Raw genomic sequence first — 24,485 nt, 5'->3', positions numbered from 1 at the left:
CCCTGCGCCAACCATCGGCCGGCTATTTCACCGGCCAGCCGGGCCACCGGCCGGCCGTGCCGGCTAACGCGCCGCCGACCGGTGCGCCAGGATCTCCGCGAGTTCGGCCAAACGGTGTGCGCGGGCGGATTCGGCAGGCGTAAACGGCTCGCCGGGCCGGGAAAACGTGATGGGCCCGTGCCATGCCGTAGGGATCTTCAGGACCGTCCCGTCACCGCCCGTCTGGGGTGGGACCTCGGTGTTGCCGGCGATGATCCGTGCCCGCAGCAGTTCCGCGACCGCCAGCGGCAGCTCCTCCGGGCTGGCGGCGATCCGGGCGGCCAGGCTCAGCGCGCCGGTTTGCCCGTCGGCCATGGCCAGGGCGGTGGTCGGCCAGACGTGCGGGTCCGCTCCGCCGCCGGCCCGCAGCGCCCGGAGCAGCTCGGCTTCGCGGACTTCGCCCGGGGCCGAGAGCACAAACTCGTCCAGCACACCGCCGGCCACGGGGTGAACATGAATGCTGAGGATGTTCGTGTTCAGCGCGGCCAGGGCCTGCGTCAGTTTCTGCAGCGACCCGGGCTTGTCTTTCAGGACGGTCCGCGCCCGCCACAGGGCGGGTGCGGCGCCGAGCCGTTTACGGTGCCGCAAGGCCGGGGCATGCAGCCAGCCCCTGAGCATCCGGGCCGCCGAGGGTTCGGCCACCCAGATCACCAGGATGGTCGCGGTCAGGGTCAGCACCAGGACCTTGGCAACGTAGGGCAGGTGGGTTTCCACCACCGCCGCGTGCACCAGCAGTTCGATCGGGAGCATCACGGCGACATTGGCCAGGGTCAGCCGTGCCTTGGTCGGTTCGGGCATCTGGCCGCACACTTCGCAGCTCAACTCGGAAGTGGCCGGGGACTGGGCTTTGCCGGTGGTTTTGGCAGGGTTTTTGCCTGCGGAAGTGCGCGTCATGCTCCCATGATCCCGGCCGGCTGTTTCGGCCGGGTTGCCGCCGGGTGACGGTTTCGCGCCGGGACCGGGCCAGGCCAGGTGATCGTGCTGTTACAAGCCCGGTCCACCCTCCGGGCCGCGCAGGAGCTGGTGGCGGTGGGCGTAAAGGTCGCGGAGCAGGGCGACCTCGGCCAAGTGGTGGATCATCTCACGGTTGATGTGCAGGACCAGTGCTGCCATGGGGGCATCGGCGTACGGGCCTTCGGCCGGCCCGCAGGGTGCCGCCAAACCTGATTCGTGGAGGCCCTTCACGCCGTGGATCCACCGGCCGTAGTACTCGTCCAGCTGGGCCAGCGCCCCGGCCGCGGTGCCGGGGTAGGCGAAGCTCTGGTAGTCCACCGGTGGGCCGCCAAAGTGCGATGCCGTGCGTGCGCCGAGGACGCCGACCAGAATGTGGCACAGGCGCCACGCAATGGTTGTCACCGGAGCAGGAACGGGCTCCGGGTAGCTGAAATCTATGGTGAATTCGCCCGAACCCGGCGCGGCCGGGGGTGTTGAGGCGTCTTTGCGGCGGACATTCCAGCCCGGTACCGGCTCCCAAAAGTACTCGTGGTCAGTCAACCCGTCCAGCCGCGGCCGGGCCTGGTTGGCAAAATGCCAGTCCAGTTGGTCCACCAGCTCGTGGTTCCACTTAAGGTCCGGCATGGTGTTCCTCCTTGGCAGCCAGGCTCGCGCGGCGGGGCCCCTACATCAAAGCACTCCGGTCCGGCCGCCCGCCAGAGGGCCAGGCAAGGAGGGGTCAGACGTGAGTTCGGATTGCGGTTCCGGCCGGCTCGGACGAGTGTGCCTTGCCATCCGGGTACTCCCCGTCCGGGTGATCCCCGACGCGGGCACGGGTGGCGGCGGAGTCCGGGCCGGCCAGATTGGCCAGCAGGTCGCGGATCTCGGCCAGCAGCGCGGTGTCGGCCGGGATGGGTTTCTCCTCGGGCTCGGCTGCCTTGAGCCGGTTCTTGACCATTCGGTTGATCCGGTTCATGGGGGCCACGAAAATGAAGTACACCACCGCGGCGGTGATGAGGAAGGTCAGGAAGGCCGTCACCACGGCGCCGATGTTGATGAAGGTCTTGTCGTTGCCAGGCCAGACGTAGAAGCCCAGGCCGTGGGTCTCGACCCCGCCGGCGGCAGCCAGGATCGGGTTGACGACGTTTGCGGTGAACGCGCTGACCAGGGCCGTGAAGGCGGTGCCGACCACGACGGCAATGGACAGTTCGATCACGTTGCCGCGCAGGATGAAATCCTTGAATCCTCTGAGCATGGGGAACCTCCGGTGTGCGTTGCGGGCTTGATTCAACCGATAGACGCTACCACTTCGCGGTGCAGCCGGCCGATCCCGATCAACGGATTCCGATGCCGCCGCCGCGCCGTTCCGGCGTAAACTCCCCCTTGGATGCCAGCGCCGCCGTCGTAACACTCCGGCTGCAACGAAAGGCATCCCGACCCGTGAGAACCCGCCCATGAAGAGCTTTTTCGCTGTAAGGCCGGCGCCATGAAAGTGTTCGCCGAGATGTTCACCATCGCGCCGGGCAACAAGGACCACCAGGTTGCCTTCCGCTGCGCCGTGGGAGTCTTTGTTCCGCTGATCACGCTGGTGCTGCTGGACCGCCTGGACCTGGCAATCTTCGCTTCCTTCGGCGCCTTCACCGGCATCTACGGCCGCAACGAGCCGCACGCCAGGCGCCTGACCCTGCAGGTCCGGGGCGGCGGGCTGATGCTGCTGGTGATGTTCCTGGCCGCCCTCACCGCGCGGGTGGACGCCCTGGCCGGGCTGTCGGCGGCAGACACCACCTGGGTCCTGGTGGTGGCCACGACCGTGATCGCGTGGGGATGCTCCCTGGTTGTCGCGTGGTGGCGCCTGCGCCCCGCCGGTTCGCTGTTCCACATCTTCGCGTTCGCGGCCATCGCGTCAATCCCCAACCAGCCGCCGCTGTGGCAGGCCATGCTGGTGGCGGTCCTCACGGTGGCTTTCTCCCTGCTGCTCGGCCTGTCCTCGCGGGTGGCCCGGAGCCACCGGACCCCGTGGGTAAATCCGAGACCGGCGGCCCTCACTCCGCGGGAGAAACGCACCGCGTGGCACGAAAGCTGGGGTTACCTCGTGGCGGCAGGCTTGGCGGGAACGCTGGGGACCCTGGCCGGGGAATGGCTGGGCATTGGCCACAACTACTGGGCGATGGTGGCCGCCGTCGTTCCGCTGGTGGGCCACACCACCCGGCACCGCGTCAGCCGCGGCCTGCAGCGAATCGCGGGCACAGCCCTGGGGCTGGTGCTGCTCGCCGGCATCCTGGTCCTGCAGCCGACGCCCTGGCAGACGGTGCTCGTCATTGCCGCGTGCCAGTTCGGCGCCGAGATGTTCATCGCGCGCCAGTACATGCTGGCGCAGGTTTTCGTCACGCCGCTGGCGCTGATCTCCACGCTTCTCGTGGCACCCGTGCCGCCCGGCATCCTGCTCCGCGACAGAATCGTGGAGACCATCATCGGTGCCGCCGTCGGCATCGCCGTCGTGCTGGCGCCCGGCGCGTGGCGCAAACTCAGGGTCCGCCGCGAGGCGCGGACCCCGGAGCGCTTCTCCTAGGAGCGACTGACGGCTACGGGTGCCCGACGCTGGCGCCGGCGCGGGACACTGCCGGGACGGTTTGCGGGACGAAGGCGAGGGCGAGGACCGCCAGGACAGCGGCGGCGGCGAAAACATAGAAGCCCCACGGGTAGGCGATGCCGGCGGCCACCAGCGCGCCGGTGACGGCCGGGCCCATAATTGCCCCCAGCCGGCCAACGCCGGCGGCAAAGCCCAAAGCGGTGCCGCGCAGGCGGACGGGGAAGAGCTGGGTGACCCAGGCGTAGACCAGAACCTGGGAACTGAAGACGAACACGCCGGTGACGAAGACGGCGGCATAGAGCACCACTTCGTTCTGGATCTGGATGCTGAGCGCGGCCAGGAACACGGCGGAGAGGCCAAACCAGAGCAGGACGATCTTCTTGGTCCCGTGCCGGTCGGCCAGGACCCCCGCGATCAGCAGGCCCACCACGGCGCCCACGTTCAGGACCAGGAGCAAGGCGAGGCCGGCGTTCAGGCTGTAGCCGGCGGAGGCCATGAGCTGCGGCAGCCAGGTGTTCAGGCCGTAGACCAGCAGCAACCCCATGAAGGACGCCACGGCCACACCGGCCGCAATCAGCGGGTAGGGCTTGCGGCCCAGATCCCGGAGGCTGGCGCGTTCTTCCGCGGCCGCAGGGATGTGGTGGACCGGCGGGAGGGTCTCCGGAAGCTTGAACCACAGGAAGGGGACCAGGGCGAAGCCGGCCAGGCCGCCGGCCACGAACATGGTCCGCCAGCTTGGAATGACCATGAGGGCCAGGAACGCGGTGGCCACGGCGCCGACGTGGTACCCGGTCATGGTCCGGGTGGTGGACTTTCCGGCCGTTCCGGCGGGTGCGTAGTCGTTCATGTACGCCAGGGCGGCGGGCAGGCAGGCGCCCAGGCCGAGCCCCGCCAGCAGCCGGAACGCGCTGAACCACGCCACGTTGGGTGCGAAGACGACGGCGATCGTAAAGAGGGAGAACCACGCCACGCAGGCCACCAGCAGGTTCCGCCGGCCAAAGCGGTCCGAGAGCGGGGCGATGAAGAGCGCGCCGAGCCCCACACCGACCAGGGAGACGGTTGCCGCGAACGTCGCCCCAACGGCGTCGAAGCCAAGTTCCTGCGACTTGATGAGGGTCGGGATGACCGTGCCGAGCACCACCAGGTCAAAGCCGTCCAGCACCATGGCCAGCCAGCAGAGCCACACGGGCCACCGTGATTTCTCTCCCGATGACGACGACTTGTCCAATGACGACGTTGACATTGTTACCTCAGCGCTAGTGTTTAGGTGATTCCGTGCCCTGGCCGGTGTTCGCGGGGCCTCTTTCCATTGTGAGAGTTGTATCACCGCGCCGTGTTGCATGGGACACTTAAAACCATTCAACGGAAGGGATTTGGTGGCCAATTCGAACTCCGGCGACTCGGTAGTGGACCGGGTCCTGCGGTTGATTGCCGCGTTCCCTGAAGGCGTCACGGCGCTGCCGCTCTCGGAGCTTGCCGCGAGGGCCGAGCTCCCCCTGACCACCGCGCACAGGCTCGTCCGGCAGTTGGCCGGGCACGGCCTGCTCGACGTCGGCCCCGGCGGCTCCGTCAGCCTGGGCCTGCGGCTCTGGGAGCTCGCCAACCGCAATTCCCCCACGCTCGAACTCCGCCAGGCGGCCCTGCCGTTCATGGAGGACATCCAGCAGGTGCTGCATCAAAACGTGAACCTCGCCGTGCTGGACGGGCGGGAAGCGCTCTTTGTGGAGCGGCTGTCCCGCCGCGGCTCCGTCGCCAACCGGGCGCAGGTGGCCGGCCGGATGCCCGTGCACGTGTCCTCCGCCGGGCTGGTGCTCATGGCCAACCAGCCCCGCCCCGTCCAGGCCGAGTACCTCGAGGGATTCAGTGATCCGACCGGCCGGCTGCCCCTGGAGGATCTCCGCGCCCTCCTTGGCGAGGCCGCCCATCGGGGCTATGCCCAGCTGGCCGGCGTCGTGGACCCTGACACGTGGGGGATCGCGGTTCCGGTGCTGGACCGCAGGAAGCACACCGTGGCGGCCCTCGGCGTCGTTGTTCCCCTTCGCGAGGCGCGCCTGCAGGCGCTTGTTCCCGCCCTCCAGACGGCGGCGCGGGGGATCGGGCGGCGGCTGGGAGAGCCCCGCGAGAATCCCGTATTCCATTCAGCGGAATCCATGTAACGCGCATCACCCCCGGGGGAGCACACTGTTAGCCGGAAGACGAAAACGGCCCCGGCTCCGACCGCCCGGACCCCGCAACGAAGCGAGACGCACATGGCACAGCGAAAAGTCATCACCACCCAGGTAGCCATCATCGGTGCCGGCCCGGCCGGACTCATGCTGTCCCACCTGCTGGCCAAGGCCGGCATCGAATCCACCGTCCTGGAGATCCGCAGCCACCAGGAGATCTCCGAGACGGTCCGTGCCGGCATCCTTGAGCACGGCTCGGTCAACATGCTCGTCGACAGCGGTGTCTCCGACCGCGTACTGCGTGACGGCGACCGGCATGACGGAATCGAACTGCGGTTCAACGGCGAAAGCCACCGGATCGACTTCCAGGACCTCGTCGGGGAATCGGTGTGGCTGTACCCGCAGACGGACGTGTTCCTGGACCTCGCCGCACGCAGGAAGGCCGACGGCGGCGATGTCCGCTACGGCGTCACGGACACCACCATCCACGACATCGAAGCCAAGCCCAAGGTCTGGTTTACCGATGCGGACGGCGTCGACTACGAGGTCCAGGCCGACTTCATCGCCGGCGCGGACGGCTCGCGCAGCCACTGCCGGTTCCAGATTCCCGAGGCGCACCGCAAATGGTACTTCCACGAGTACCCCTTCGCCTGGTTCGGCATCCTGGCCGAGGCGCCGCGCAGCTCCGACGAGCTGATCTACGCCAACTCGGAGAACGGCTTCGCCCTGATCAGCCAGCGCACGGAGACGGTCCAGCGGATGTACTTCCAGTGCGACCCCAACGAGGACGTCAACAACTGGGATGAGGACCGCATCTGGGACGCCTTCCGCAGCCGCGTCAACGGCAACGGCTTCGAGGTCAAGGAAGGGCCCGTGATCGACAAGACGGTCCTGAAATTCCGCAGCTTCGTCCACGCCCCCATGCGGCACGGCAACCTGTTCCTCGCCGGGGACGCCGCGCACACGGTGCCGCCCACCGGGGCCAAGGGCCTGAACCTGGCGCTGCATGACGTCAAGGTCCTCTTCGAGGGATTCGACAGCTTCTATGCCAGCGGCTCCACCGCGCTCCTGGACGCCTACAGCGACCGCGCCCTGAACAGGGTGTGGAAGGCCCAGCAGTTCTCCTACTGGATGACTTCCATGCTGCACACCCCTGCCGGCGCCGATGATTTCTCCCGCGCCCGCCAGCTTGGCGAGCTCCAGTCCGTGGTGTCCTCCCGCCACGGCAGCGCCTACCTCGCGGAGGCCTACACCGGCTGGCCGGGCGCCCGCTAGAGCACCGGCCGGAATCCCGGCAGGGGGTTGATATTTCCATCGACAGGCCTAGGGGCCAGGACTAGCCTATAACCGTCCCAGCATGACCCGACAAGGACGATGGAGAGGTGTCCGATCATGGGAACCGCAGAGAATGTTGAACTGGTCCGGCGGGGTTACACGGCCTTCAACGCAGGGGATATGGCGACCCTCAGCGACCTGTTCGCGGAGGACGCAGTCTGGCACGTTGCCGGAAGCGGCGTGCTATCCGGAACCAAACAGGGCCGCGACGCGATCCTGGCGTACTTCGGTGAACTGGGAGCGCGCACCCAAGGTCACTTCCAAGCCAACGTCGAGGACATCGTCGGCGGGGAAAACCATACGGTCGCGATCCAGCAAACCCACGGGGAAGCCAACGGCAAAACCCTGGACATGCCGACCGTCATCACGTTCGTGGTCCGCGACGGACAGATCGCGGAAGGACGGGAGTTCTTCGAGGACACGGCCAAGGCAGACGACTTCTGGACCTGACCGAACAACCGCATGATCGGCCCCGCCCGCAGGCTGTTTCCATCATCGGCGGCGGCATCGCCGGGCTGGCTCTTGCAGCCCGGCTGGATCCCGCGCGTTTCGAGGTCACCGTCACCGAACAGCGGTACGGGCTCCCGACCGTGGGGACATCCTTGGCCATGTGGCCCGCGGCCCAGCGCGCCCTGGGCGATTTGGGCATCCTGGACGCCGTCAGGGAGGCCAGCCCGGTGATCGACGGCATGACCGTCCGGGCGGCCTCCGGCAGGGCCTGGACATCAGCGCAGGCGACGGGGCTGATCGGCGTCTCCCGGGTTGATCTCATCCGGCTCCTCGACGGTGCAGTCCCGGGCAGCGTGCGCCGGGTGTCCGGCCGCCTCGACGTCGTCCGGCCTGGTCCTGCCGGCCTCGTGGTGGGCGCCGACGGTGTCCACAGCGCGGTGCGCCGCAGCTGCTGGGGTGCCCGCTCCGGTGCCCGGCCCACCCGCTACGTCGCGGTCCGCGGCGTGGTTCCCGGATCGCTGTGGCGTGGGCTCACGGGCGAATACTGGGGCCGCGGGCAGCTCTTCGGGATTGGTCCCGCGGCGGCCGGGACCAACTGGTACGCGGCGTTCCGCACCGGGGCGGGACAGGGAAGCCTCGACGTCGCCGCGGTCCTGGCGGAGACCCGCGCCCGCTACGGAGGCTACGCCCCGGGCATCCGCGACGTCCTGGCCGATGCGGTACCGGAAACGACCCTGGTGCAGCGGATCTGGACGACGCCGCCGCTTGGTCGCTATGTCCGCTCCCGGGTGGCACTGCTAGGGGATGCCGCCCACGCGATGACACCCAACCTCGGCCGGGGTGCCTGCGAGGCGCTGGTCGACGCCGTGACCCTCGCGGCGCTGCTCAATAACCGGCCCGTGGACGAGGCGCTGAGCGCCTACAACCGGGCGCGCCACCTCCGCACGCAGGCGTTGCGGTGGGCGTCGTCGGCCGTGATGCGGCTGGCCCTGGCGGAGCGGGGCCAGCCTGTGCGGGACGCGCTGCTGGGCCTGGCTAGTCCTGGTCCAGGGTCTCGGTCAGATGGTGCGTCGGAATCCGGTCCCGGTCGTAGGTGATCTCGGTATAGCCGTGCGGCTCCGGCTTCCCGGACGGGCTCAGGTTCACGAAGACGATCTCGTCAATGGTGAGGATGCTGCGGCGCGTGATCATGTTCCGGACTTCTGCCCGCATCGTCAGCGATGTCCGGCCGAAACGGGTCGCGGTCAGACCCATTTCGATCAGGTCGCCCTGGACCGCGGAGCTGACGAAGTTGATTTCGGAGATGTACTTGGTGACGGCCCGGCCGTTTCCCAGCTGCAGGATGGCGTAGATGGCCGCCTCCTCGTCGATCCACTTCAGCAGGCTCCCGCCGAACAGGGTGCCGTTGGCGTTGAGGTCCTCGGGCCGCACCCATTTGCGGGTGCGGAAGGTGATGTCGGCCGATTCCATAGTGCGAGGTTAGCCGACTCCGTGACCGGCGGCGTTGTGTGACGCAGCCGGCCCGGGGCGGCGCGCGGCCTCACGCCATGGCGGTGTGCGCGGCGCTGTGCGAATCGATCGGCTTCGCGTAGCAGTACGAGTGCACCAGGCCGACATAAGGCCCGAAGTTCGGCACGGACACGAAGCCGGAGTTCTCGTAGAACTGCCGGCCGTCGGTCTGCACCGAGCCGGCCTCCGCCGTCAGGGTGGTGATTCCCAGCGCGTGGGCGTGGGCTTCGAGGGCCGCGAGGATGGAGCTCGCCACTCCCGAGCCACGGGTGTAGGGCAGTACGTAGAGGCGTTTGATTTCGGCGGTGGTGGCGTCCAGCATGCGAAGGCCGCCGCAGCCCACCGGCTGGCCCGAGGCCTTGTCGTGCGCCACCAGGAACACCGCCGTGTCAGCTTCCGACGGCGGCGGCCCGGGTTCGTGGTCGGGTCGGCCGAAGCGGGCCTCGAGTTCCGCCTGTTGGGCTGCCCTCAGGTCCGCTCCGACGGGGTTTGCCCAAGTGACCTGACGGATGTTGAGCCGCGGGTTGGTCTGCATCACTGCCTCGATTCGCCGAAGTGTTATGCAGTCCAAGGCTAGGCACCAGCGGTTTCGGCTGTGTTTCCTGCCGGTAAGCGTCGCGAGAACTGTGGATGGATGGCAGTGCAGTTGCGGCTTTCGGCTCGACTTTCCGGGTCGACGTGGCGACGGCCACAGCCTAGCGGCGCACCAGTGTCCGCAGGAGTTTCAGCGCCACGGAGATCGAGGCGATATCCACTTGGCCCGGTTTGGTCACTTCCGCGAAGGTGTCCTTGATCCGTGCCAGCTGCTCCTGGTGCCCGCGTTCCCAGGCCACGATGCGCTCCACGGCATCGGACGTGCCGGCGTCGGTGGCATTCAGGCCCTGGGTTGTCGCCATTACCGAGACGGTCATGTCGGCTACGGCGGAATACACATCGTCGCGCAGGGCTGCCCGCGCGAGAGACTCCCAGCGGCTCTGCCGGGGCAGATCGGTGATGCTGAGCAGCAGGTTCGCGGCGCCGATGCGCTGGAACACCGCGTAGTACAGGTCAGCAATAGTGGGGATGGGTTCGCGCACTTGTTCGGAGATCAGGGAGATGTCCAGCAACCCGAAACTCTCCAACAGGTCCGAGGCGCGCAGGCCCAGCTCCCGGGGCATCCCCACGGCGGCCCAGTGCGCGAGTCTGTCTTCCGCGCGGTCCAGGTCGGAGCCGCGGAGGTAGTCCAGTGTTTGGGTCCGCAGCAGTTCCAGAGTGGGCATGATCCTGTCCAAGGCCGCGGCCACGGGCTGGTCGCGATGATCGTGCGTCACGTACCATCGCGTGGCCCGGTCGAGGATCCGGCGCATGTGCAGCGTCGCCTCGGCGACGTGTTCGGTGGGATATCCGGCGGGGAGTGCGGCCAGCCGGGTGACGATCCACGACAGGTCGTAGGCCTCGCGCGCCACCACAAAGGCCCTGGCAACAGCGGCGGCGGGGGCAGTGGTTTCCTCGATGGCACGGAAGGCGAAGGTGATTCCGCCGAGATTGATCATGTCGTTGGCCACGACTGTGCACACGATCTGGCGGCGCAGCGGGTGGTCCGCCAGCTCTGCTTCAAAGCGTTCGGACAGCTGGCGTGGAAAATAGCCGCGGAGCACGCGCCGGAACCACGGGTCATCGGCAAGGTCACTGGCGTTGAGCTCCGCTGCCAGTTCGATCTTTGCGTAGGCGGCCAGCACCGACAGTTCCGGCGCGGTCAGGCCCTCACCTGACCGCAGCCGTTCCCTGAGTTGTTCGTTGCTTGGCAGGGCCTCCAGCTTGCGGTCAAGGTCCGTGGCGTTCTCGAGCCAGTCCATGGTCCGTTCGAAGCCCGGGCTCCATTCCCGCACCAGGTGCCGGTCGTTGAAGAGCAGGACATTCTGGTCCGCGTTATTGGCCAGCACAAGGCGGGCCACCTCGTCGGTGAGGGAATGCAGGAAGCCGGCGCGTTCCGGCGACGGCATCTTTCCCGCTGCGATCATCCGGTCCACGAAGATCTTGATGTTTACTTCATGATCCGAGCAGTCCACGCCGGCTGAATTATCGATGGCGTCGGTATTGAGCAGGACGCCGGACAGGGCGGCCTCGATCCGCCCGAGCTGCGTGATTCCGAGGTTCCCGCCTTCGGCGATGATCTTCGCCCGCACTTCATTGCCGTTGACCCTGACGGGGTCGTTCGCCTTGTCGCCAACCCCGGTGTTGGCCTCTGATGAGGCCTTGATGTACGTTCCGATGCCGCCGTTGTACAGCAGGTCCACGGGCGCCCGGAGGATGGCCTGAAGCAGAGCGTGTGGCGGCAGGGACACGGTTCCCGGTTCCAGGCCCAGAGAGCTCCTGACCTGGTCCGTGATGCTGATGGACTTGGCCCGGCGGGAGTGGACACCACCGCCCTCGCTGATCAGTGCTGGATCGTAGTCCGCCCAAGATGAGCGGGGGAGGGCAAAGAGCCGCCGCCGTTCCTCGAACGAGGCCCCCGCATCCGGCGCCGGGTCAAGAAAGATGTGGCGGTGATCGAAAGCCGCCACCAGCCGGATGTGGCGGGAGAGGAGCATCCCGTTCCCAAAGACGTCGCCGCCCATATCGCCGATGCCGGCAACTGTGAAGTCCTCCACCTGGCAGTCCATCCCGAGTTCGCGGAAATGCTGTTTCACCGATTCCCAGGCCCCGCGGGCCGTGATGCCCATCTGCTTATGGTCATAGCCCACGGTCCCGCCGGACGCGAAGGCATCGCCCAGCCAGAAGCCGTACTCCGCGGCCACCGCGTTCGCAGCGTCGGAAAATGACGCTGTTCCCTTGTCCGCCGCCACCACGAGGTAATAGTCGTCGACGTCGTGCCGCACCAGTCGCGCCGGAGGCACCACTGTTTCGCCGTGGGCGGTGGTGACCAGGTTGTCGGTGATGTCCAGCAGCCCGCGGACGAAGGTCCGGAAGCATTCCAGGCCCTCCGTCAGCCACGCGTCGCGGTCCATGGCCGGGTCCGGCAACTGTTTGGGATAGAAGCCGCCCTTGGCGCCGGTTGGCACTATCACCGAGTTCTTCACGTTCTGCGCCTTGACCAGGCCAAGGACCTCAGTGCGGAAATCCTCGCTCCGGTCGGACCAGCGCAGCCCGCCCCGGGCCAGTGCCCCGAAGCGCAGGTGGACGCCTTCCACGCGGGGCGAGTACACCCAGATTTCGTATTTGGGACGGGGAAGCGGGGCGCCCGCGATCGCGGAAGGGTTCAGTTTGAAGCTCAGGTGGGGCTTCGCCTGGAAGTAGTTAGTGCGGAGCGTGGATTCCACCAGGTTCATGAAGGTGCGCAGCAGCCGGTCGGCGTCGAGGACGGGAATGTCGTCGATCGCGGCCAGCAGATCCCTCCGGGCCGCGTCGGTGTCCTCCAACCGCCGTGCCGCTTCCAGCTCGGGATCGAACTTGGCCCTGAACAGTGCCAGGAGCGCGTGGGTTGCCCGGACATTGACCAGCAGGGTATCGGCCATGAAGCCGTAGGAGGTCGTTGTGCCCAATTGCTGCAGGTACTTGGCATAGCTGCGCAGGATTGCCGCCTGGCGCCACTCGATGCCCTCCCGGAGGACGAGGCCGTCAAAGCGGTCCGATTCCGAGTCCCCGCGCATGGCAGCTCCGAAGGCATCCCCCAGCAGCCCGCTGGTGCGGGACGGATCCACGCCGGCCGGGTAGCGGACGCCAAGGTCATAGAGGAACAAGGCCCGGTCCCTCCCGCGCACCACATCGAATGGCCGTTGGTTCAGCACCTCCAGTCCGAGGTTGTGGAAGAACGGCAGGATCCGCGTCAGGCTGTGGGCGGTGGTCAGGTAAAGCCGGATCCGGGCGTCTTCGGCCAGCGTCGGGGAGGCATCGGTGCGGACATAAACGGCCAGCTGAGGATCGTTCAGCGGCCGCCCGCCCGTGCCGTCGAGATCGAACCGCTCAAACGTAGTGATGTCCTCGACCGCGTCCTCGACCTCGAAATCAGCCCGGTAGCTGGCCGGGAAGGCGGCGGACCACAGCGCCGACAACCGGCTGGCCTCCGCCGACGGCAACCTGTCACGGAGCGCTTCGTCCAGGCCCTGGGCCCACGTCCGCGTTGCGCTGACAACGCTCCGCTCCACTTCAGCGGGATCGACGTCGGGCATCCCGCCGGCGGGCAACAGTATCCGGAAGAACACGCGGGCCATCGGGGATTCACTAAGCCTGACTTCGAACTCGAGCGAGGAGGACCCGAAAGCCTGTTTAAGCTCGTGTTCAATCTGGAGGCGGACGGCCGTGCTGTACCTGGCCCGGGGGAGGAACACCAGCGCGGTCATGAAGCGCCCGTAGCTGTCAGCGCGCAGGAACACCCGTGTCTGGTGGTGGGCCTGCAGGCGCAGGATCTCCCGGGCAAGCCCGGAAAGTTCATCCAGGTCCCGGTGGAACAGCTCGTCCAGGGGGAAGGACTCGAGGACGGTGAGGAGCTGCTTGCCAGGGTGGGAGGCCTCGGTGAAGCCGAAGCGCTCCTGGATGGCGCGTACCTTGTCCCGGATGAGCGGGATGCGCCGCACGGACCGGCCCGTGGCGCCCGGGGCGAAAAGGCCCACAAACCTGACTTCTCCCGTGGCCTTCCCGGCGCTACCGAAGGTCCGGACGAGGATTTCATCCAAGTAAGCCGGACGGGGGACGGATGATCTCAGATCCGAAATGGAGATGGTGAGGACCTGCGAATGGGGCAGCCCCGTAACAGGCTGGCGGGCCTCCGGCCGCCCGTCCCTGAGCAGGCCCAGCCCGGCGCCGGGCAGCAACGACACAACATCCGGGCCCTCCGCCGTCGAGTATTCATATTCGCTGTATCCCAGAAACATGAAGTTGCCGCGGTCCAGCCAGCCCAGGAGCTCACCGAGCTGCTCCGGAGTCGGAACCGTGCCGGCGGGCAGCAGGTCCAGGGAGTTGATGGTGCGGGCGAGACGGGCGTGGATGGCTGGGGTGTCATCAGCGACCAACTGGACGTCCGCCAGGACACGCCGCACGTTGGCGATGAGCTCCGCGATGGCCCGTGACCCCGGCAGGCGGCCTATCTCTGCCGCCACCCACGTTTCGGATCTCCACCCCGGCGGGTCCTGGACCGGGCCGGTCGCCGCGGCGCCCGGGACGCCAGCAATTGGGCCCGTCGGTCCGGACTGCGAGGACCCATGCCGTACCTCCACCAACCGATCAGTCCGCGGATCCCGCCGCACCAGAAAATTGGGATGCACCAGTAACCGGATGGACTCGTTTTGGCGGGCCAGCTCCGCAGTAAGCGAATGGATCAGGTGCGGGATGGCGTCGGCAACCACCAGCAGGACGCTGGCGTCGCTTTCGTTCAGGATGTCGACGGCCGCCGTGCCCGCCGGACGGCCGTCCGCTAGTTCCGCATGGTGCCTGGAGCGCTGCTCCAGGTTTTCGGGACTGTAGCCTTGGAGGTCCTCCGGCGCAGCGTGCTCGTAGTACGCCGCGAGGAACTGTTCATCGAAGCCGGGGAAAACGCGGCCGGGCGCATGCCCCCGGTGTACCGATTTGCGTGACATGCCCCTGCGCCTCCACTGCGCGGGCTCAACCGCATGCCGCGGCCGACCATCCTGTCCCCACGCCTGTTTTCATCATCGCCGCGTTCCCGTGAGGAGTCCAGACCCGGTACGCCCCGCCGGGACGGCCTGTACGCCCGCCGGGGACGGACGGGCCCGCTACGCCGGACGGCCGGTGGGATCCTCCGCCGTCGGATCCGCCAGTGCCAGTCCGCCCACGGGACTGTCGTCCCAGTGGATGAGTTCCCAGCCGTTGGCGGGATCGCCTTCCAGCGCCACGATTCCGGTGTTGTCCAGCACGTGCCTGATGGCAAAGTCCGGTTCGATGTTGTCCGCCCGCAGGCCCGCCCACACCCGGATGGCTGCGCCGTGGCTGACCACGGCCACGGATCCTGAGCCCCCCGCCCCGTTTGTCCGTGCCGCTATTTTGGCGATCGCGGCGTCGTAGCGCTCAAAGAAGTCCCGGCCGCTGGGACCGGCAGGCATCCGGCGGTCCAGCTCGCCGTCCGCCCACGAAAAAATGGTGCCGATGTACCGCTTGTGCGATTCGTGGTCCGTGCGCTTTTCCAGCGACCCGGCCTCGATCTCGTGAAGGCCCTCCAGCACCTCGGTTTCAAGCCCGTGCACCCGGGCGAGCGGTGCCGCTGTGATCTGCGTCCGAACCAGGGTGGAGGCGTACAGGGCCAGGATCCGCTCGTTCGCCAAGGCGCGGGACAACGTCTCGGCCTGACGCTCGCCGAGTTCGGTCAGCCCGGGCCCCGGGTGCGCCGTGTCCAGCTGGCCCAGCACATTGCCGGGCGTCTGGCCGTGCCGGATGAGCAGAAGCCTCATTTGAGGTGGTCCACCAGCTGGTCCGCGATGCCCGTGTACTTGCCCGGGGTCAGCGCCAGCAGGCGGGCTTCAGCGTCGGCGGACAAACCGAGGCTCTGGACGAATTCCTGCATCCGGGCGGCATCCACGCGCTGTCCGCGGGTCAGGTCCTTGAGCCGTTCGTACGGGTTTTCCATGCCGTCGACGCCGGCGATGGCCTCGGCGCGCATAACCATCTGGATGGCCTCGCCGAGGACTTCCCAGTTGGTGTCAAGGTCCGCGGCCAGCACGTCCTCGGCAACCTTGAGCCGGTCCAGGCCCTTGGCAACGTTCGAGATGGCGAGCAGCGAGTGGCCGAACGCCACACCGATGTTGCGCTGCGAGGAGGAGTCGGTGAGATCGCGCTGCCAGCGGGAGGTGACCAGGGTGGAGCCGAGGACGTCCAGCAGGCCGGAGGAGATCTCAAGGTTGGCCTCGGCGTTTTCGAAACGGATCGGGTTCACCTTGTGCGGCATGGTTGAGGAGCCCGTGGCGCCTGCCACCGGGATCTGCACGAAGTACCCGATCGAGATGTAGCTCCAGATGTCGGTGCAGACGTTGTGCAGGATGCGGTTGAAACGCGCGACGTCGGCATAGAGTTCGGCCTGCCAGTCGTGGCTTTCGATCTGGGTGGTCAGCGGGTTCCAGATCAGGCCGAGGCCTTCGACGAAGCCCTTGGCGACCTGCTCCCAGTCGGCGCCCGGGACGGAGGCGACGTGGGCGGCGTAGGTGCCGGTGGCGCCGTTGATCTTGCCGAGGTATTCGGTGCGGGCGATCCGGTCCAGCTGCCGGTTGAGCCGGTGCGCGATGACGGCCAGTTCCTTGCCCAGCGTGGTGGGCGTGGCGGGCTGGCCGTGGGTGCGGGAGAGCATCGGCACGGCGCGGTTGTCCCCGGCCATGGCGCTGATCTGGCCGACGAGGGCGCGGGCCGCAGGCAGCCACACATCCTCCACGGCCCCCTTGATGCCCAGGGCGTAGGAGAGGTTGTTGATGTCTTCCGAGGTGCAGCCAAAGTGCACCATGGCGGTCAGCCGGTCGATTCCGATGCCGGGCAGGCGGCGGCCGATGTAGTACTCCACGGCCTTGACGTCGTGGACCGTAACGGCCTCGATCTCGGCCAGTTCGGTGACGGAGGCGGCGTCGAACTCCGTGACGATCGCACGCAGTTGCTCCTGTTGTTCCGCCGTGAGCGGCCCGGCGCCGGGCAGGACGCTGTTGCCGGTCAGGTGGATCAGCCACTCGACCTCAACAGCCACGCGGTCGCGGTTCAGGGCGGCCTCGGAAAGGTAGTCGACCAGCGGTGCGACGGCGGACTGGTAGCGGCCATCCAGCGGGCCGAGCGCGATCTGGTGGTCGGACGCGGCGAGGGCCAGGCGTCCGGACGGCGTGCGGGTATCAGCTGTGGCGGCAGTTTCAGGCATATGGCGATTCTTTCACGAAGTGCCGTCGGGCCTTAAGCGCCCCCGTCCTTGTGACATTGCCGGATGACATTGCCGGCTTGCAGTGCCTGGCGGTCCGGGACGTTGTCCACATAGCCGGGCGGCTCTCTTCAGCGGGCACGGGCCAGCCCGCTAGCGTCGGTTCATGGACAGCTGGATGAGGCAGGTCACTGGGATGAGGCCGGGGTGAGGCCGGGATGAGGCCGGTCAGCAGCGGCATGCCACCGGGACCCGGGGGCAGTGTGGCAGTGCAGGACATGGCGGTGCAGGACATGGCGGTGCAGGACATGGCGGTTCTTGGCGTGACGGCCGCCGACGCCCTGGAGTGCGCGTCGCGCAGTTATGAAGTCCAGCAGTTCGCTGCGCGCGTTGCGCGGTGCGCCGATGAGGCTGATGCGGTGCTCGCCGCCCTCGCCCGTCTCGAGCTGCAGTCGTGGCAGTCACCGGCCGGCCGCGCCTACCGTGTGGCCTTGTCCCTGCACGCGGCCGCGCTGCACCGGAGCCGGGACGCGCTGCTCGATGCTGTTGCCGTGGTGCTCCGGCACGCCCGGAACGTGGCGCAGCCCGCGGACCGGATGGGACCCTGATGGCCGAGTCGAGTCCGGCGGGCTCCGGCGGCAGCCCCGGGGTTTCCGCGCCGCCGCGCGACGGCAGCCTGCTCATCCGGGGCGGAATCGGCGGGGTGAGCTTCCAGTTCGAGGAGCTGCTGGCGGGTGCCGCGGCACTGGACGGGCTGGTCCGGCAGCTGCAAATGGTTGAGGTGGAGGCCGACACCGTCCGGCGCGCACTCTTTCCCTATCAGTCCGACTCCTACACCAGCGGCAGCAACGCCATCATTGCTGTGGGGGAGGCCGGCCGGGACGTCGGACGCGTCCGGTCCCAGCTTCAGCGGATCGGCGACGACGTCCGCGCCAGTCACCGCGAATACGAATATGCCGAAGCCCGGAATGCCCTGCTGCTGCGGATGGGACTGCACGGCTCCGAGTACGGCGCAGCACCGGAGCCCTTCGCCCTGCCCGGGGTGCGCGGCACTGTTGAAGGCTGGGTCGCCATGGCGCCCCGGAATCTCGCCGTGCTGCTTGGCCTGCCCTGGCCCCTGGCCGCCGTAGCCAGCGCCCTGGCCGGGCCCGCTGACATCCGCCGCCTGGTGCGGGACGCCTCGGAAGCGCCGGGGCTCGTGTTCCTCAAGCCCCGCCCCGTCAGCATCGTGGGCCGGGAGAGGTTTACGGCCGACGTCGACCTCTCACCGGCCGGGCTGCTGCGGCGGGCCGGGGCAGTGGGAGAGCAGGGCGGCCGGATCGAGGTTATCGAGGTCGACGGCGGATCCCGGCCCGCGTGGGTGGTGATCATCCCCGGAACCCAGCAGGGCGCCCTGCCGGAAGGCACCAACCCCTTCGACCCTGCCGGAATCGCCGAGGCCCTGGGCTATGACTCGGCGTCGACGGCGCAGGCCATCAGGGAGGCGCTGCGGCAGGCCGGGGCCGAGGCCGGCGATCAGCTCGTGGCCGTCGGCTACAGCCAGGGCGGGATCCACGCGATGAATCTCAGCAAGGACCGCGCTGTCCTGGCCGAGTATGACCTCAAGTTCGTGCTGACCGCGGGCTCCCCGGTGGGCGGGATCAGACCCGCGCCGGGGATCCGCAGCCTGCACCTGGAACATGAGCAGGACTGGGTGCCGGGGGCGGACGGACTGGCGAACCCGGACACCAGGGACCGGGTGACCGTGACCCTCACCAACCCGCTGGCGGTGCCGCCACCACAGGACTTCGGCCTGGGCCCCGGGCACCGGCTGGAGAATTACGCCGACGGGGCCGCGCTCGTCTCCGCGAGCCGGGACAACACGCTGAAGGACTCCACGGCCGCGCTGGCCGCAGTGGTGGGGACTGGCGGGGCGGCGACGGTGACCCGGTTCTCGCTCCGGCGCGAGGCCCGGCCGGCACCGCGGGCAACCCCCGCAACCCCTCCGGGACCGCAGCGCAGCCCGGGCGCCCCTAGCGATCGAGGGCGGGAAGGAAGCTCGCCACGAGGGACACCAGGCTGATGATGATGGCGGCAAACACGGCGGTCCAGAAGAACGAGTCGATGGTGAAGTGCACAGTGGTGTAGCTGCTGATCCAGGACGTCAGGTAGAGCATCGCCGCGTTGATGACCACGGTGAACAGGCCCAGGGTGAGGATAGTGATCGGCAGCGACAGGAGGCTGACAATAGGCTTGACGAAGGCATTCACCAGACCGAAGATCAGGCCGATGAACAGGTACCCCAAGATGATGCTGATGGTGCCGTCACTCTGGGTGGAAATATCCAGCCCGGTGAGGATCCAGCAGGCGATTGCAAGGGCCAGCCCGTTGATGATGACTCGTACGATGATTGAGCGCATGGCCCCATGCTGTCATACGCCCGGCGGCGACGGCAGGGACCATATTCCCCATGTCAGCAACGGCTATCCCCTACGGACAGCAATCAGCTCCCGCAACTGCGGCAGCGACCCGAAGTAGGCTAGTCGGCATGACTTCATCAGAGAATCCGGCCGGGGGCATCAGGCCCCGTCCGGTGGTAGACCTCCTCCCCCGCTACGCGGCCGGAAAACCCCCCGTCCCCGTGGAAGGCCTGACCAGCTACAAGCTGTCCTCCAACGAGAACCCGTTGCCCCCGATCCCTGCAGTGCAGCAGGCCATCGCGGCGCAGACCGATTTCAACCGCTACCCCGATCCGCTCAGCAGCAGGCTGCGTGAAGCGCTCGCCCGCTTCCTGGATGTGCCCGCCGAGGACATCGTCACGGGCGCCGGCAGCCTGGGCGCCCTGAACCAGCTGCTGACCACCTTCGCCGGCCAGAACGACGACGGCAAGGCCGACGAGGTCATCTACGCCTGGCGCTCGTTCGAGGCCTACCCAATCTGCGTCGGACTGGCCGGCGCCGAGAGCGTCCGGATCCCGCTGACATCCGACGGGCGGCATGACCTGGACGCCATGGCCGCCGCGGTGACTGCGCGGACCCGGATGATCCTGCTGTGCACGCCCAACAACCCCACCGGACCCATCCTGACGGCCGAGGAAACGGAGCGCTTCATCCACGCCGTTCCGGCCGACGTCGTGGTGGTCATTGACGAGGCCTACCAGGAATTCGTGCGCGCCGGCGACGCCGTGGACGGCATCGCCATGTACCGCAAGTACCCCAACGTCGTCGTCCTGCGGACCTTCTCAAAAGCGCACGGCCTCGCCGGACTCCGCGTGGGCTACAGCGTCTCCCGGCCCGAACTGACGCAGCACCTGCGCGTCAGTGCTACCCCCTTCGCCGTGTCCCAGATCGCGGAAACGGCGGCCGTCACGTCGCTCGAGCACTTCGCCGATGTTGTAGAAAGGGTACAAAGCCTGGTGGACGAACGGGACCGGGTCGCGGCGGGACTGCGTGAGCTCGGGTGGTTCGTCCCGGAGGCCCAGGGCAACTTTGTTTGGCTCAATCTGGGCGAAAACAGCGCGGAATTTGCCGCCCTGGCGGCGGAACGGGCGCTGTCCGTACGGGCCTTCGGCAACGAGGGCGTCCGCGTCAGCATCGGCGAAACGGAAGCCAACACCCGTTTCCTGAAGCTCTGTGCGATCTATACAAAACCGCCGCGGCGTTCCTAGCGCTTAACACTGCGCGCTCAGGCCGCCCCGTGCGGATAAAGTAAGGACCAGTAAGCCAAAATATATGCCGGGCCTGGAATGTATTCCCGGCCCGGCATATATCCCAGCGATTGCGGCGCATTCGGATGCGGCAAGCAAGGAGACGGTATGGGCGCCACACATCTGCCCTCTACCGAGTTCGACGGAACCGGGATGGATGACCAGCTCGAAGCGGAGGCCGAGGCCCAACTGGGTGCCCCGGCCGAGCCGATGGTGCAGTTACTGGACCCGGACGGCACCCTGGGCTCGGACCCGGTTTTCTCAAAATACGCCGAGAAGCTGGACCCGGACACCCTGCGCGGCTTCTACGCGGATATGGCCAAGATCCGCCGCTTCGACGTGGAAGCCACCGCCCTGCAGCGGCAGGGCCAGCTGGCCCTGTGGGTCCCGCTCACCGGGCAGGAAGCTGCCCAGATCGGCTCCGGACGGGCCAGCCAGCCGCAGGACTACATCTTCCCCACCTACCGCGAGCACGGCGTGGCCCTGACGCGGAACGTGGACCTGGCCGAGCTGCTGCGCCAGTTCCGGGGCGTCTCCAACGGCGGCTGGAACCCGAAGGACACGAACTTCCACCTCTACACGCTGGTCCTGGCCGCCCAGACCCCGCACGCCGTCGGGTACGCCATGGGCATCCAGCGGGACCAGAAACTGGCGGCCGCCAACGCCGTCGCCAGCGTGGAAGCGGGACAGGCCGTGGAGCCGAACGCCGCCGTCATGGTGTACTTCGGCGACGGCGCCAGCTCCGAAGGGGACGTCCATGAATCCATGGTGTTCGCCGCTTCCTACCAGGCGCCCGTGGTCTTCTTCTGCCAGAACAACCACTGGGCCATCTCCGTGCCAAGCTCCGTGCAGACCCGCATCCCGCTCGCCAACCGCGCCAAAGGCTACGGCTTCCCCGGCATCAGGGTGGACGGCAATGACGTGATCGCCGTCCACGCCGTCACGGAATGGGCGCTGGAGCGGGCCCGCGAGGGCCATGGTCCCGTACTCATCGAGGCGTTCACGTACCGGGTCGGGGCGCACACCACGGCCGATGACCCCACCAAATACCGCGAATCCGCCGAAGAAAGCCTGTGGCGTGCCAAGGACCCGCTGGCGCGGCTGGAGAAGTATCTCCGGGCCCAGGGCCTCGCGGATGACAGCTTCTTCGAGCAGGTCAAGGCCGACGGCGACGAGCTCGCCGCCTATGTCCGCAAGACCACCCACGACCTCGAAACCCCGGACATCCGGACCGCCTTCGCCAACACCTATGTGGAGGCCCACCCGCTGGTGGCCGAGGAACTGGCCTGGTTCGAGGAATACAGCGCGGGGTTCGCCGATGAGGCGTCCGCCGATGAGGCACACGCCGGTGAGGCACACAGAGTCCAGACAGACAGGGCGGCCCGCTGATGACCACCATGACCATTGCGAAAGCCATCAATGAGGGCCTGCGGGCCACGTTGAACAACAACCCCCGCTCGCTGCTGATGGGCGAGGACATCGGGGCCCTTGGCGGCGTCTACCGGGTCACCGACGGGCTGATCGCCGAATTCGGCGCCGACCGCGTGGTGGATACCCCGCTGGCCGAATCCGGCATTATCGGCACCGCGATCGGCCTCTCCCTGCGCGGCTACCAGCCGGTCTGCGAGATCCAGTTCGACGGTTTCGTGTTCCCGGGGTTCAACCAGATCACCACCCAGCTGGCCAAGATGCACTCGCGCAGCAACGGCAACCTGACCGTTCCCGTCGTCATCCGGATCCCGTACGGCGGCGGCATCGGCTCCATTGAACACCATTCCGAATCGCCGGAGGCACTGTTCGCCCACACCGCCGGGTTGCGCATCATCACCCCCTCCAATCCGCACGATGCCTACTGGATGATCCAGCAGGCCGTCGACTGCCAGGATCCCGTGATCGTCTTCGAGCCCAAGCGCCGCTACTGGCTCAAGGGTGAGGTCGACACCGAGACCCCGGGCGCGTCCGCGGACCCCTTCAAGGCGCATGTGCTCCGCGAGGGCACCGACGCGACCGTCGTCGTCTACGGCCCGCTGGTGCCCGTGGCCCTCGCCGCCGCCGAGGCCGCCGCCGAGGACGGCCACAGCGTCGAGGTGATCGATCTCCGTTCGATCTCGCCGATCGACTTCGACACCGTCACGGCCTCGGTCCGGAAAACCGGCCGGCTGGTCGTGGCCCATGAGGCCCCGACGTTCGGCGGCATCGGCGGCGAAATCGCCGCGCGGATCAGCGAGCGGGCGTTCCATTCACTGGAGGCCCCCGTCATTCGCGTCGGGGGATTCCACATGCCCTATCCCGTGGCCAAGGTCGAAGAAGACTACCTGCCGGACATCGACCGCATCCTTGAGGCGCTCGACCGCGCCCTGGCGTACTGACGAGGACCCATGACGCTCAACAAGTTCAACCTTCCCGACGTCGGCGAAGGGCTGACGGAGGCCGAAATCGTCGCCTGGAAGGTCAAGGCCGGCGATACCGTGGCCGTCAACGACGTCCTGTGCGAGATCGAGACGGCCAAATCCCTGGTGGAACTGCCCTCACCGTTCGCCGGGACCGTCACGGAACTGCTGGTGCCCGAGGGAGTCACGGTGGATGTCGGCACGCCGATCATCAGCGTGAGCGACGCTGTCGACGCCCCGGCGCCTGTGGCCCAGAAGCAGGCTGCCGGCCAGGAACAGGCTTCCGCCGCGCCCATGTACGGCACGCTTCCGGCTGATGACTCCGACGCCGGCGAACCAGCCGGGCGTCCGGCCGGCGGTCCGCTGGTGGGCTCCGGTCCCAAGGCAGACGCCGTCAAGCGCCGGCGGCGGATTTCCGCTCCTGCGGCCGCCGGCCACGAAGCCCCGTCCGCGGCGCCAGCCACCGGCGCTGCCGCCCCGATGGTGGAGCGGGCGGGGGTGGAGGCCCACGACATATGGATCAACCCGGACGCGGCCAGCAGTCCTGCCGACGCGGCCACAGGCCCCGCCGGCTCCGTCGAGGCGCGCCCCACCTTCGGCGGTGCCATCAGCGGCCTGGTCGGCAAGGTGCTGGCCAAGCCGCCGGTCCGCAAGATCGCCCGGGACCTCGGGATCAACCTGGCCGACGTCGTGCCTACCGGCGCCCGCGGTGAAGTGACCCGCGAGGACCTGGTGAGCTACCAGGCCCAGCGGGACGCCGAGGTGGACAAGGCGGACTCGTTCTGGGGCAAGTCCGGCCGCCCGCAGGACCAGCGGATCGAGCGGATCCCGGTCAAGGGAGTCCGCAAAGCCACCGCGAAGGCCATGGTCGAATCCGCGTTTGCCGCGCCGCACGTCAGCATCTTTGTCGACGTCGATGCCAGCCGCACCATGGAATTCGTCAAGCGCCTCAAGGCCTCCCGCGACTTCGAAGGCATCAAGGTCTCCCCGCTGCTGATCCTGGCCAAGGCGGTCATTTGGGCGGCGGCGCGAAACCCGAGTGTCAACGCAACGTGGGTGGACAACCCGGACGGCAGCGATTCCGCGGAGATCCACGTCAAGCACTTCATGAACCTGGGCATCGCGGCCGCCACGCCCCGCGGGCTGATGGTGCCGAACATCAAGAACGCCCAGGACCTCTCGCTCAAGCAGTTGGCCCTTGCCCTGAACGAGCTCGCCACGACGGCGCGGGCCGGCAAGACCCAGCCTGCCCAGATGCGCGGCGGCACGCTCACCGTGACCAACATCGGCGCCCTCGGGATCGACACCGGAACGCCGATCATCAACCCGGGCGAGGTCGCGATCGTGGCGTTCGGCACCATCAAGCAAAAGCCCTGGGTCCTGGACGGCGAAGTTATTCCGCGCTGGATCACCACCCTCGGCGGCTCCTTCGACCACCGCGTGGTGGACGGCGACCTTTCGGCCCGCTTCATGGCCGATGTCGCCGCCATCCTGGAAGAGCCGGCCTTGCTGCTGGACTAGCCGGCGAAACCGGCCATGAAACCGCAAAACCCCGCCGCTGAACCTTTTCAGC

The 24,485-nt window shown here is 67.8% G+C and carries 21 protein-coding genes; 11 read left to right on the top strand and 10 right to left on the bottom strand.

Annotation, left to right across the window (positions count from 1 at the left end; translation table 11 throughout):
• Positions 1-63: 63 nt before the first annotated feature.
• The 3 genes from ARTB_RS05545 to mscL all read right to left on the bottom strand — a co-directional run bounded on the left by ARTB_RS05545 (position 64) and on the right by mscL (position 2,227).
• Positions 64-933 carry an ACT domain-containing protein gene (locus ARTB_RS05545; protein WP_243178090.1) on the bottom strand — a complete coding sequence of 290 codons (870 nt, stop codon included), beginning with the start codon at positions 931-933 and terminating at the stop codon, positions 64-66.
• A 90-nt stretch (positions 934-1,023) separates the two neighbouring features.
• Entirely contained in the window at positions 1,024-1,617 is a 594-nt protein-coding gene (locus tag ARTB_RS05540) for a DinB family protein (RefSeq protein ID WP_243178089.1), read from the bottom strand.
• Positions 1,618-1,711: 94 nt separating this feature from the next.
• Complete coding sequence (gene mscL, locus ARTB_RS05535; RefSeq protein ID WP_243178088.1) at positions 1,712-2,227, bottom strand: large conductance mechanosensitive channel protein MscL; 516 nt, start codon at positions 2,225-2,227, stop codon at positions 1,712-1,714.
• Between the two features lie 231 nt (positions 2,228-2,458).
• Between mscL and ARTB_RS05530 the strand changes: the two genes are divergently transcribed.
• Positions 2,459-3,541: an FUSC family protein gene (locus tag ARTB_RS05530; RefSeq protein WP_243178087.1), complete on the top strand. Its 1,083-nt coding sequence runs from the start codon at positions 2,459-2,461 to the stop codon at positions 3,539-3,541.
• Between the two features lie 13 nt (positions 3,542-3,554).
• On the opposite strand, the gene ARTB_RS05525 is transcribed toward ARTB_RS05530, so the two are convergent.
• Positions 3,555-4,805 carry an MFS transporter gene (locus ARTB_RS05525; RefSeq protein WP_243178086.1) on the bottom strand — a complete coding sequence of 417 codons (1,251 nt, stop codon included), beginning with the start codon at positions 4,803-4,805 and terminating at the stop codon, positions 3,555-3,557.
• Positions 4,806-4,938: 133 nt separating this feature from the next.
• On the opposite strand from ARTB_RS05525, the gene ARTB_RS05520 reads away from it, so the two are divergent.
• The 4 genes from ARTB_RS05520 (at position 4,939) to ARTB_RS05505 (ending at position 8,609) form a co-directional block, all read left to right on the top strand.
• Positions 4,939-5,718 (top strand): IclR family transcriptional regulator, encoded by a 780-nt coding sequence (locus ARTB_RS05520; RefSeq protein WP_243178085.1) that lies wholly within the window; start codon positions 4,939-4,941, stop codon positions 5,716-5,718.
• A 93-nt stretch (positions 5,719-5,811) separates the two neighbouring features.
• The gene (locus ARTB_RS05515; protein ID WP_243178084.1) at positions 5,812-7,002 is read left to right on the top strand and encodes a 4-hydroxybenzoate 3-monooxygenase; all 1,191 of its coding nucleotides are present in this window, start codon (positions 5,812-5,814) and stop codon (positions 7,000-7,002) included.
• A 117-nt stretch (positions 7,003-7,119) separates the two neighbouring features.
• The gene (locus ARTB_RS05510) at positions 7,120-7,512 is read left to right on the top strand and encodes a nuclear transport factor 2 family protein (RefSeq protein WP_043436380.1); all 393 of its coding nucleotides are present in this window, start codon (positions 7,120-7,122) and stop codon (positions 7,510-7,512) included.
• A gap of 44 nt (positions 7,513-7,556) precedes the next feature.
• Positions 7,557-8,609: an FAD-dependent monooxygenase gene (locus ARTB_RS05505; RefSeq protein WP_243178398.1), complete on the top strand. Its 1,053-nt coding sequence runs from the start codon at positions 7,557-7,559 to the stop codon at positions 8,607-8,609.
• Here ARTB_RS05505 and ARTB_RS05500 read toward each other — a convergent pair.
• The 5 genes from ARTB_RS05500 to purB form a co-directional block, all read right to left on the bottom strand.
• Positions 8,548-8,982: an acyl-CoA thioesterase gene (locus tag ARTB_RS05500; protein WP_079555099.1), complete on the bottom strand. Its 435-nt coding sequence runs from the start codon at positions 8,980-8,982 to the stop codon at positions 8,548-8,550. The two genes, ARTB_RS05505 and ARTB_RS05500, sit on opposite strands and share 62 nt — an antisense overlap.
• Positions 8,983-9,052: 70 nt before the next feature.
• Positions 9,053-9,556, bottom strand: coding sequence for a GNAT family N-acetyltransferase (locus ARTB_RS05495; protein WP_043436378.1), 504 nt, complete (start codon positions 9,554-9,556; stop codon positions 9,053-9,055).
• 160 nt (positions 9,557-9,716) lie between these two features.
• The gene (locus ARTB_RS05490; RefSeq protein WP_243178083.1) at positions 9,717-14,573 is read right to left on the bottom strand and encodes an NAD-glutamate dehydrogenase; all 4,857 of its coding nucleotides are present in this window, start codon (positions 14,571-14,573) and stop codon (positions 9,717-9,719) included.
• A gap of 156 nt (positions 14,574-14,729) precedes the next feature.
• A complete protein-coding gene (locus tag ARTB_RS05485) occupies positions 14,730-15,401 on the bottom strand; it encodes a histidine phosphatase family protein (protein WP_243178082.1) in 672 nt (223 codons plus the stop codon).
• Positions 15,398-16,840, bottom strand: coding sequence for an adenylosuccinate lyase (purB, locus tag ARTB_RS05480; RefSeq protein ID WP_243178081.1), 1,443 nt, complete (start codon positions 16,838-16,840; stop codon positions 15,398-15,400). Before purB ends, ARTB_RS05485 begins: the two co-directional genes overlap by 4 nt.
• Positions 16,841-17,100: 260 nt before the next feature.
• On the opposite strand from purB, the gene ARTB_RS05475 reads away from it, so the two are divergent.
• Positions 17,101-17,445 (top strand): hypothetical protein, encoded by a 345-nt coding sequence (locus tag ARTB_RS05475; protein ID WP_243178080.1) that lies wholly within the window; start codon positions 17,101-17,103, stop codon positions 17,443-17,445.
• Positions 17,445-18,899: a hypothetical protein gene (locus ARTB_RS05470; protein ID WP_243178079.1), complete on the top strand. Its 1,455-nt coding sequence runs from the start codon at positions 17,445-17,447 to the stop codon at positions 18,897-18,899. The genes ARTB_RS05475 and ARTB_RS05470 overlap by 1 nt, the downstream gene beginning before the upstream one ends.
• Here the strand turns inward: ARTB_RS05470 and ARTB_RS05465 are convergent.
• Positions 18,850-19,236 (bottom strand): phage holin family protein, encoded by a 387-nt coding sequence (locus tag ARTB_RS05465; RefSeq protein ID WP_028277592.1) that lies wholly within the window; start codon positions 19,234-19,236, stop codon positions 18,850-18,852. The two genes, ARTB_RS05470 and ARTB_RS05465, sit on opposite strands and share 50 nt — an antisense overlap.
• 128 nt (positions 19,237-19,364) lie before the next feature.
• Here ARTB_RS05465 and ARTB_RS05460 point away from each other — a divergent pair, with 128 nt between their 5' ends.
• The 4 genes from ARTB_RS05460 (at position 19,365) to ARTB_RS05445 (ending at position 24,433) form a co-directional block, all read left to right on the top strand.
• Positions 19,365-20,483, top strand: a complete 1,119-nt coding sequence (locus ARTB_RS05460; RefSeq protein WP_243178078.1) for a histidinol-phosphate transaminase — start codon at positions 19,365-19,367, stop codon at positions 20,481-20,483.
• Positions 20,484-20,630: 147 nt separating this feature from the next.
• Positions 20,631-21,911: a pyruvate dehydrogenase (acetyl-transferring) E1 component subunit alpha gene (gene pdhA / locus ARTB_RS05455; protein WP_243178077.1), complete on the top strand. Its 1,281-nt coding sequence runs from the start codon at positions 20,631-20,633 to the stop codon at positions 21,909-21,911.
• Entirely contained in the window at positions 21,911-22,891 is a 981-nt protein-coding gene (locus tag ARTB_RS05450; protein ID WP_243178076.1) for an alpha-ketoacid dehydrogenase subunit beta, read from the top strand. Before pdhA ends, ARTB_RS05450 begins: the two co-directional genes overlap by 1 nt.
• A 9-nt stretch (positions 22,892-22,900) precedes the next feature.
• Positions 22,901-24,433 carry a dihydrolipoamide acetyltransferase family protein gene (locus ARTB_RS05445; protein WP_243178075.1) on the top strand — a complete coding sequence of 511 codons (1,533 nt, stop codon included), beginning with the start codon at positions 22,901-22,903 and terminating at the stop codon, positions 24,431-24,433.
• Positions 24,434-24,485: the final 52 nt, after the last annotated feature.

It is taken from the genome of Arthrobacter humicola (genome assembly GCF_022803015.1).
In the GTDB taxonomy this organism is placed as follows: domain Bacteria; phylum Actinomycetota; class Actinomycetes; order Actinomycetales; family Micrococcaceae; genus Arthrobacter; species Arthrobacter humicola_A.
This window is presented reverse-complemented; position numbering and strand designations above follow the sequence as displayed.

Coding starts and splice junctions, on each gene's coding strand:
- ARTB_RS05470 (WP_243178079.1), top strand. CDS start 17,445: ATGGCCGAGTCGAGTCCGGCGGGCTCCGGCGGCAGCCCCGGGGTTTCC.
- ARTB_RS05450 (WP_243178076.1), top strand. CDS start 21,911: ATGACCACCATGACCATTGCGAAAGCCATCAATGAGGGCCTGCGGGCC.
- ARTB_RS05515 (WP_243178084.1), top strand. CDS start 5,812: ATGGCACAGCGAAAAGTCATCACCACCCAGGTAGCCATCATCGGTGCC.
- ARTB_RS05495 (WP_043436378.1), bottom strand. CDS start 9,556: ATGCAGACCAACCCGCGGCTCAACATCCGTCAGGTCACTTGGGCAAAC.
- ARTB_RS05540 (WP_243178089.1), bottom strand. CDS start 1,617: ATGCCGGACCTTAAGTGGAACCACGAGCTGGTGGACCAACTGGACTGG.
- ARTB_RS05545 (WP_243178090.1), bottom strand. CDS start 933: ATGACGCGCACTTCCGCAGGCAAAAACCCTGCCAAAACCACCGGCAAA.
- mscL (WP_243178088.1), bottom strand. CDS start 2,227: ATGCTCAGAGGATTCAAGGATTTCATCCTGCGCGGCAACGTGATCGAA.
- ARTB_RS05490 (WP_243178083.1), bottom strand. CDS start 14,573: ATGTCACGCAAATCGGTACACCGGGGGCATGCGCCCGGCCGCGTTTTC.
- pdhA (WP_243178077.1), top strand. CDS start 20,631: ATGGGCGCCACACATCTGCCCTCTACCGAGTTCGACGGAACCGGGATG.
- ARTB_RS05525 (WP_243178086.1), bottom strand. CDS start 4,805: ATGTCAACGTCGTCATTGGACAAGTCGTCGTCATCGGGAGAGAAATCA.
- ARTB_RS05500 (WP_079555099.1), bottom strand. CDS start 8,982: ATGGAATCGGCCGACATCACCTTCCGCACCCGCAAATGGGTGCGGCCC.
- ARTB_RS05510 (WP_043436380.1), top strand. CDS start 7,120: ATGGGAACCGCAGAGAATGTTGAACTGGTCCGGCGGGGTTACACGGCC.
- purB (WP_243178081.1), bottom strand. CDS start 16,840: ATGCCTGAAACTGCCGCCACAGCTGATACCCGCACGCCGTCCGGACGC.
- ARTB_RS05445 (WP_243178075.1), top strand. CDS start 22,901: ATGACGCTCAACAAGTTCAACCTTCCCGACGTCGGCGAAGGGCTGACG.
- ARTB_RS05530 (WP_243178087.1), top strand. CDS start 2,459: ATGAAAGTGTTCGCCGAGATGTTCACCATCGCGCCGGGCAACAAGGAC.
- ARTB_RS05460 (WP_243178078.1), top strand. CDS start 19,365: ATGACTTCATCAGAGAATCCGGCCGGGGGCATCAGGCCCCGTCCGGTG.
- ARTB_RS05485 (WP_243178082.1), bottom strand. CDS start 15,401: ATGAGGCTTCTGCTCATCCGGCACGGCCAGACGCCCGGCAATGTGCTG.
- ARTB_RS05465 (WP_028277592.1), bottom strand. CDS start 19,236: ATGCGCTCAATCATCGTACGAGTCATCATCAACGGGCTGGCCCTTGCA.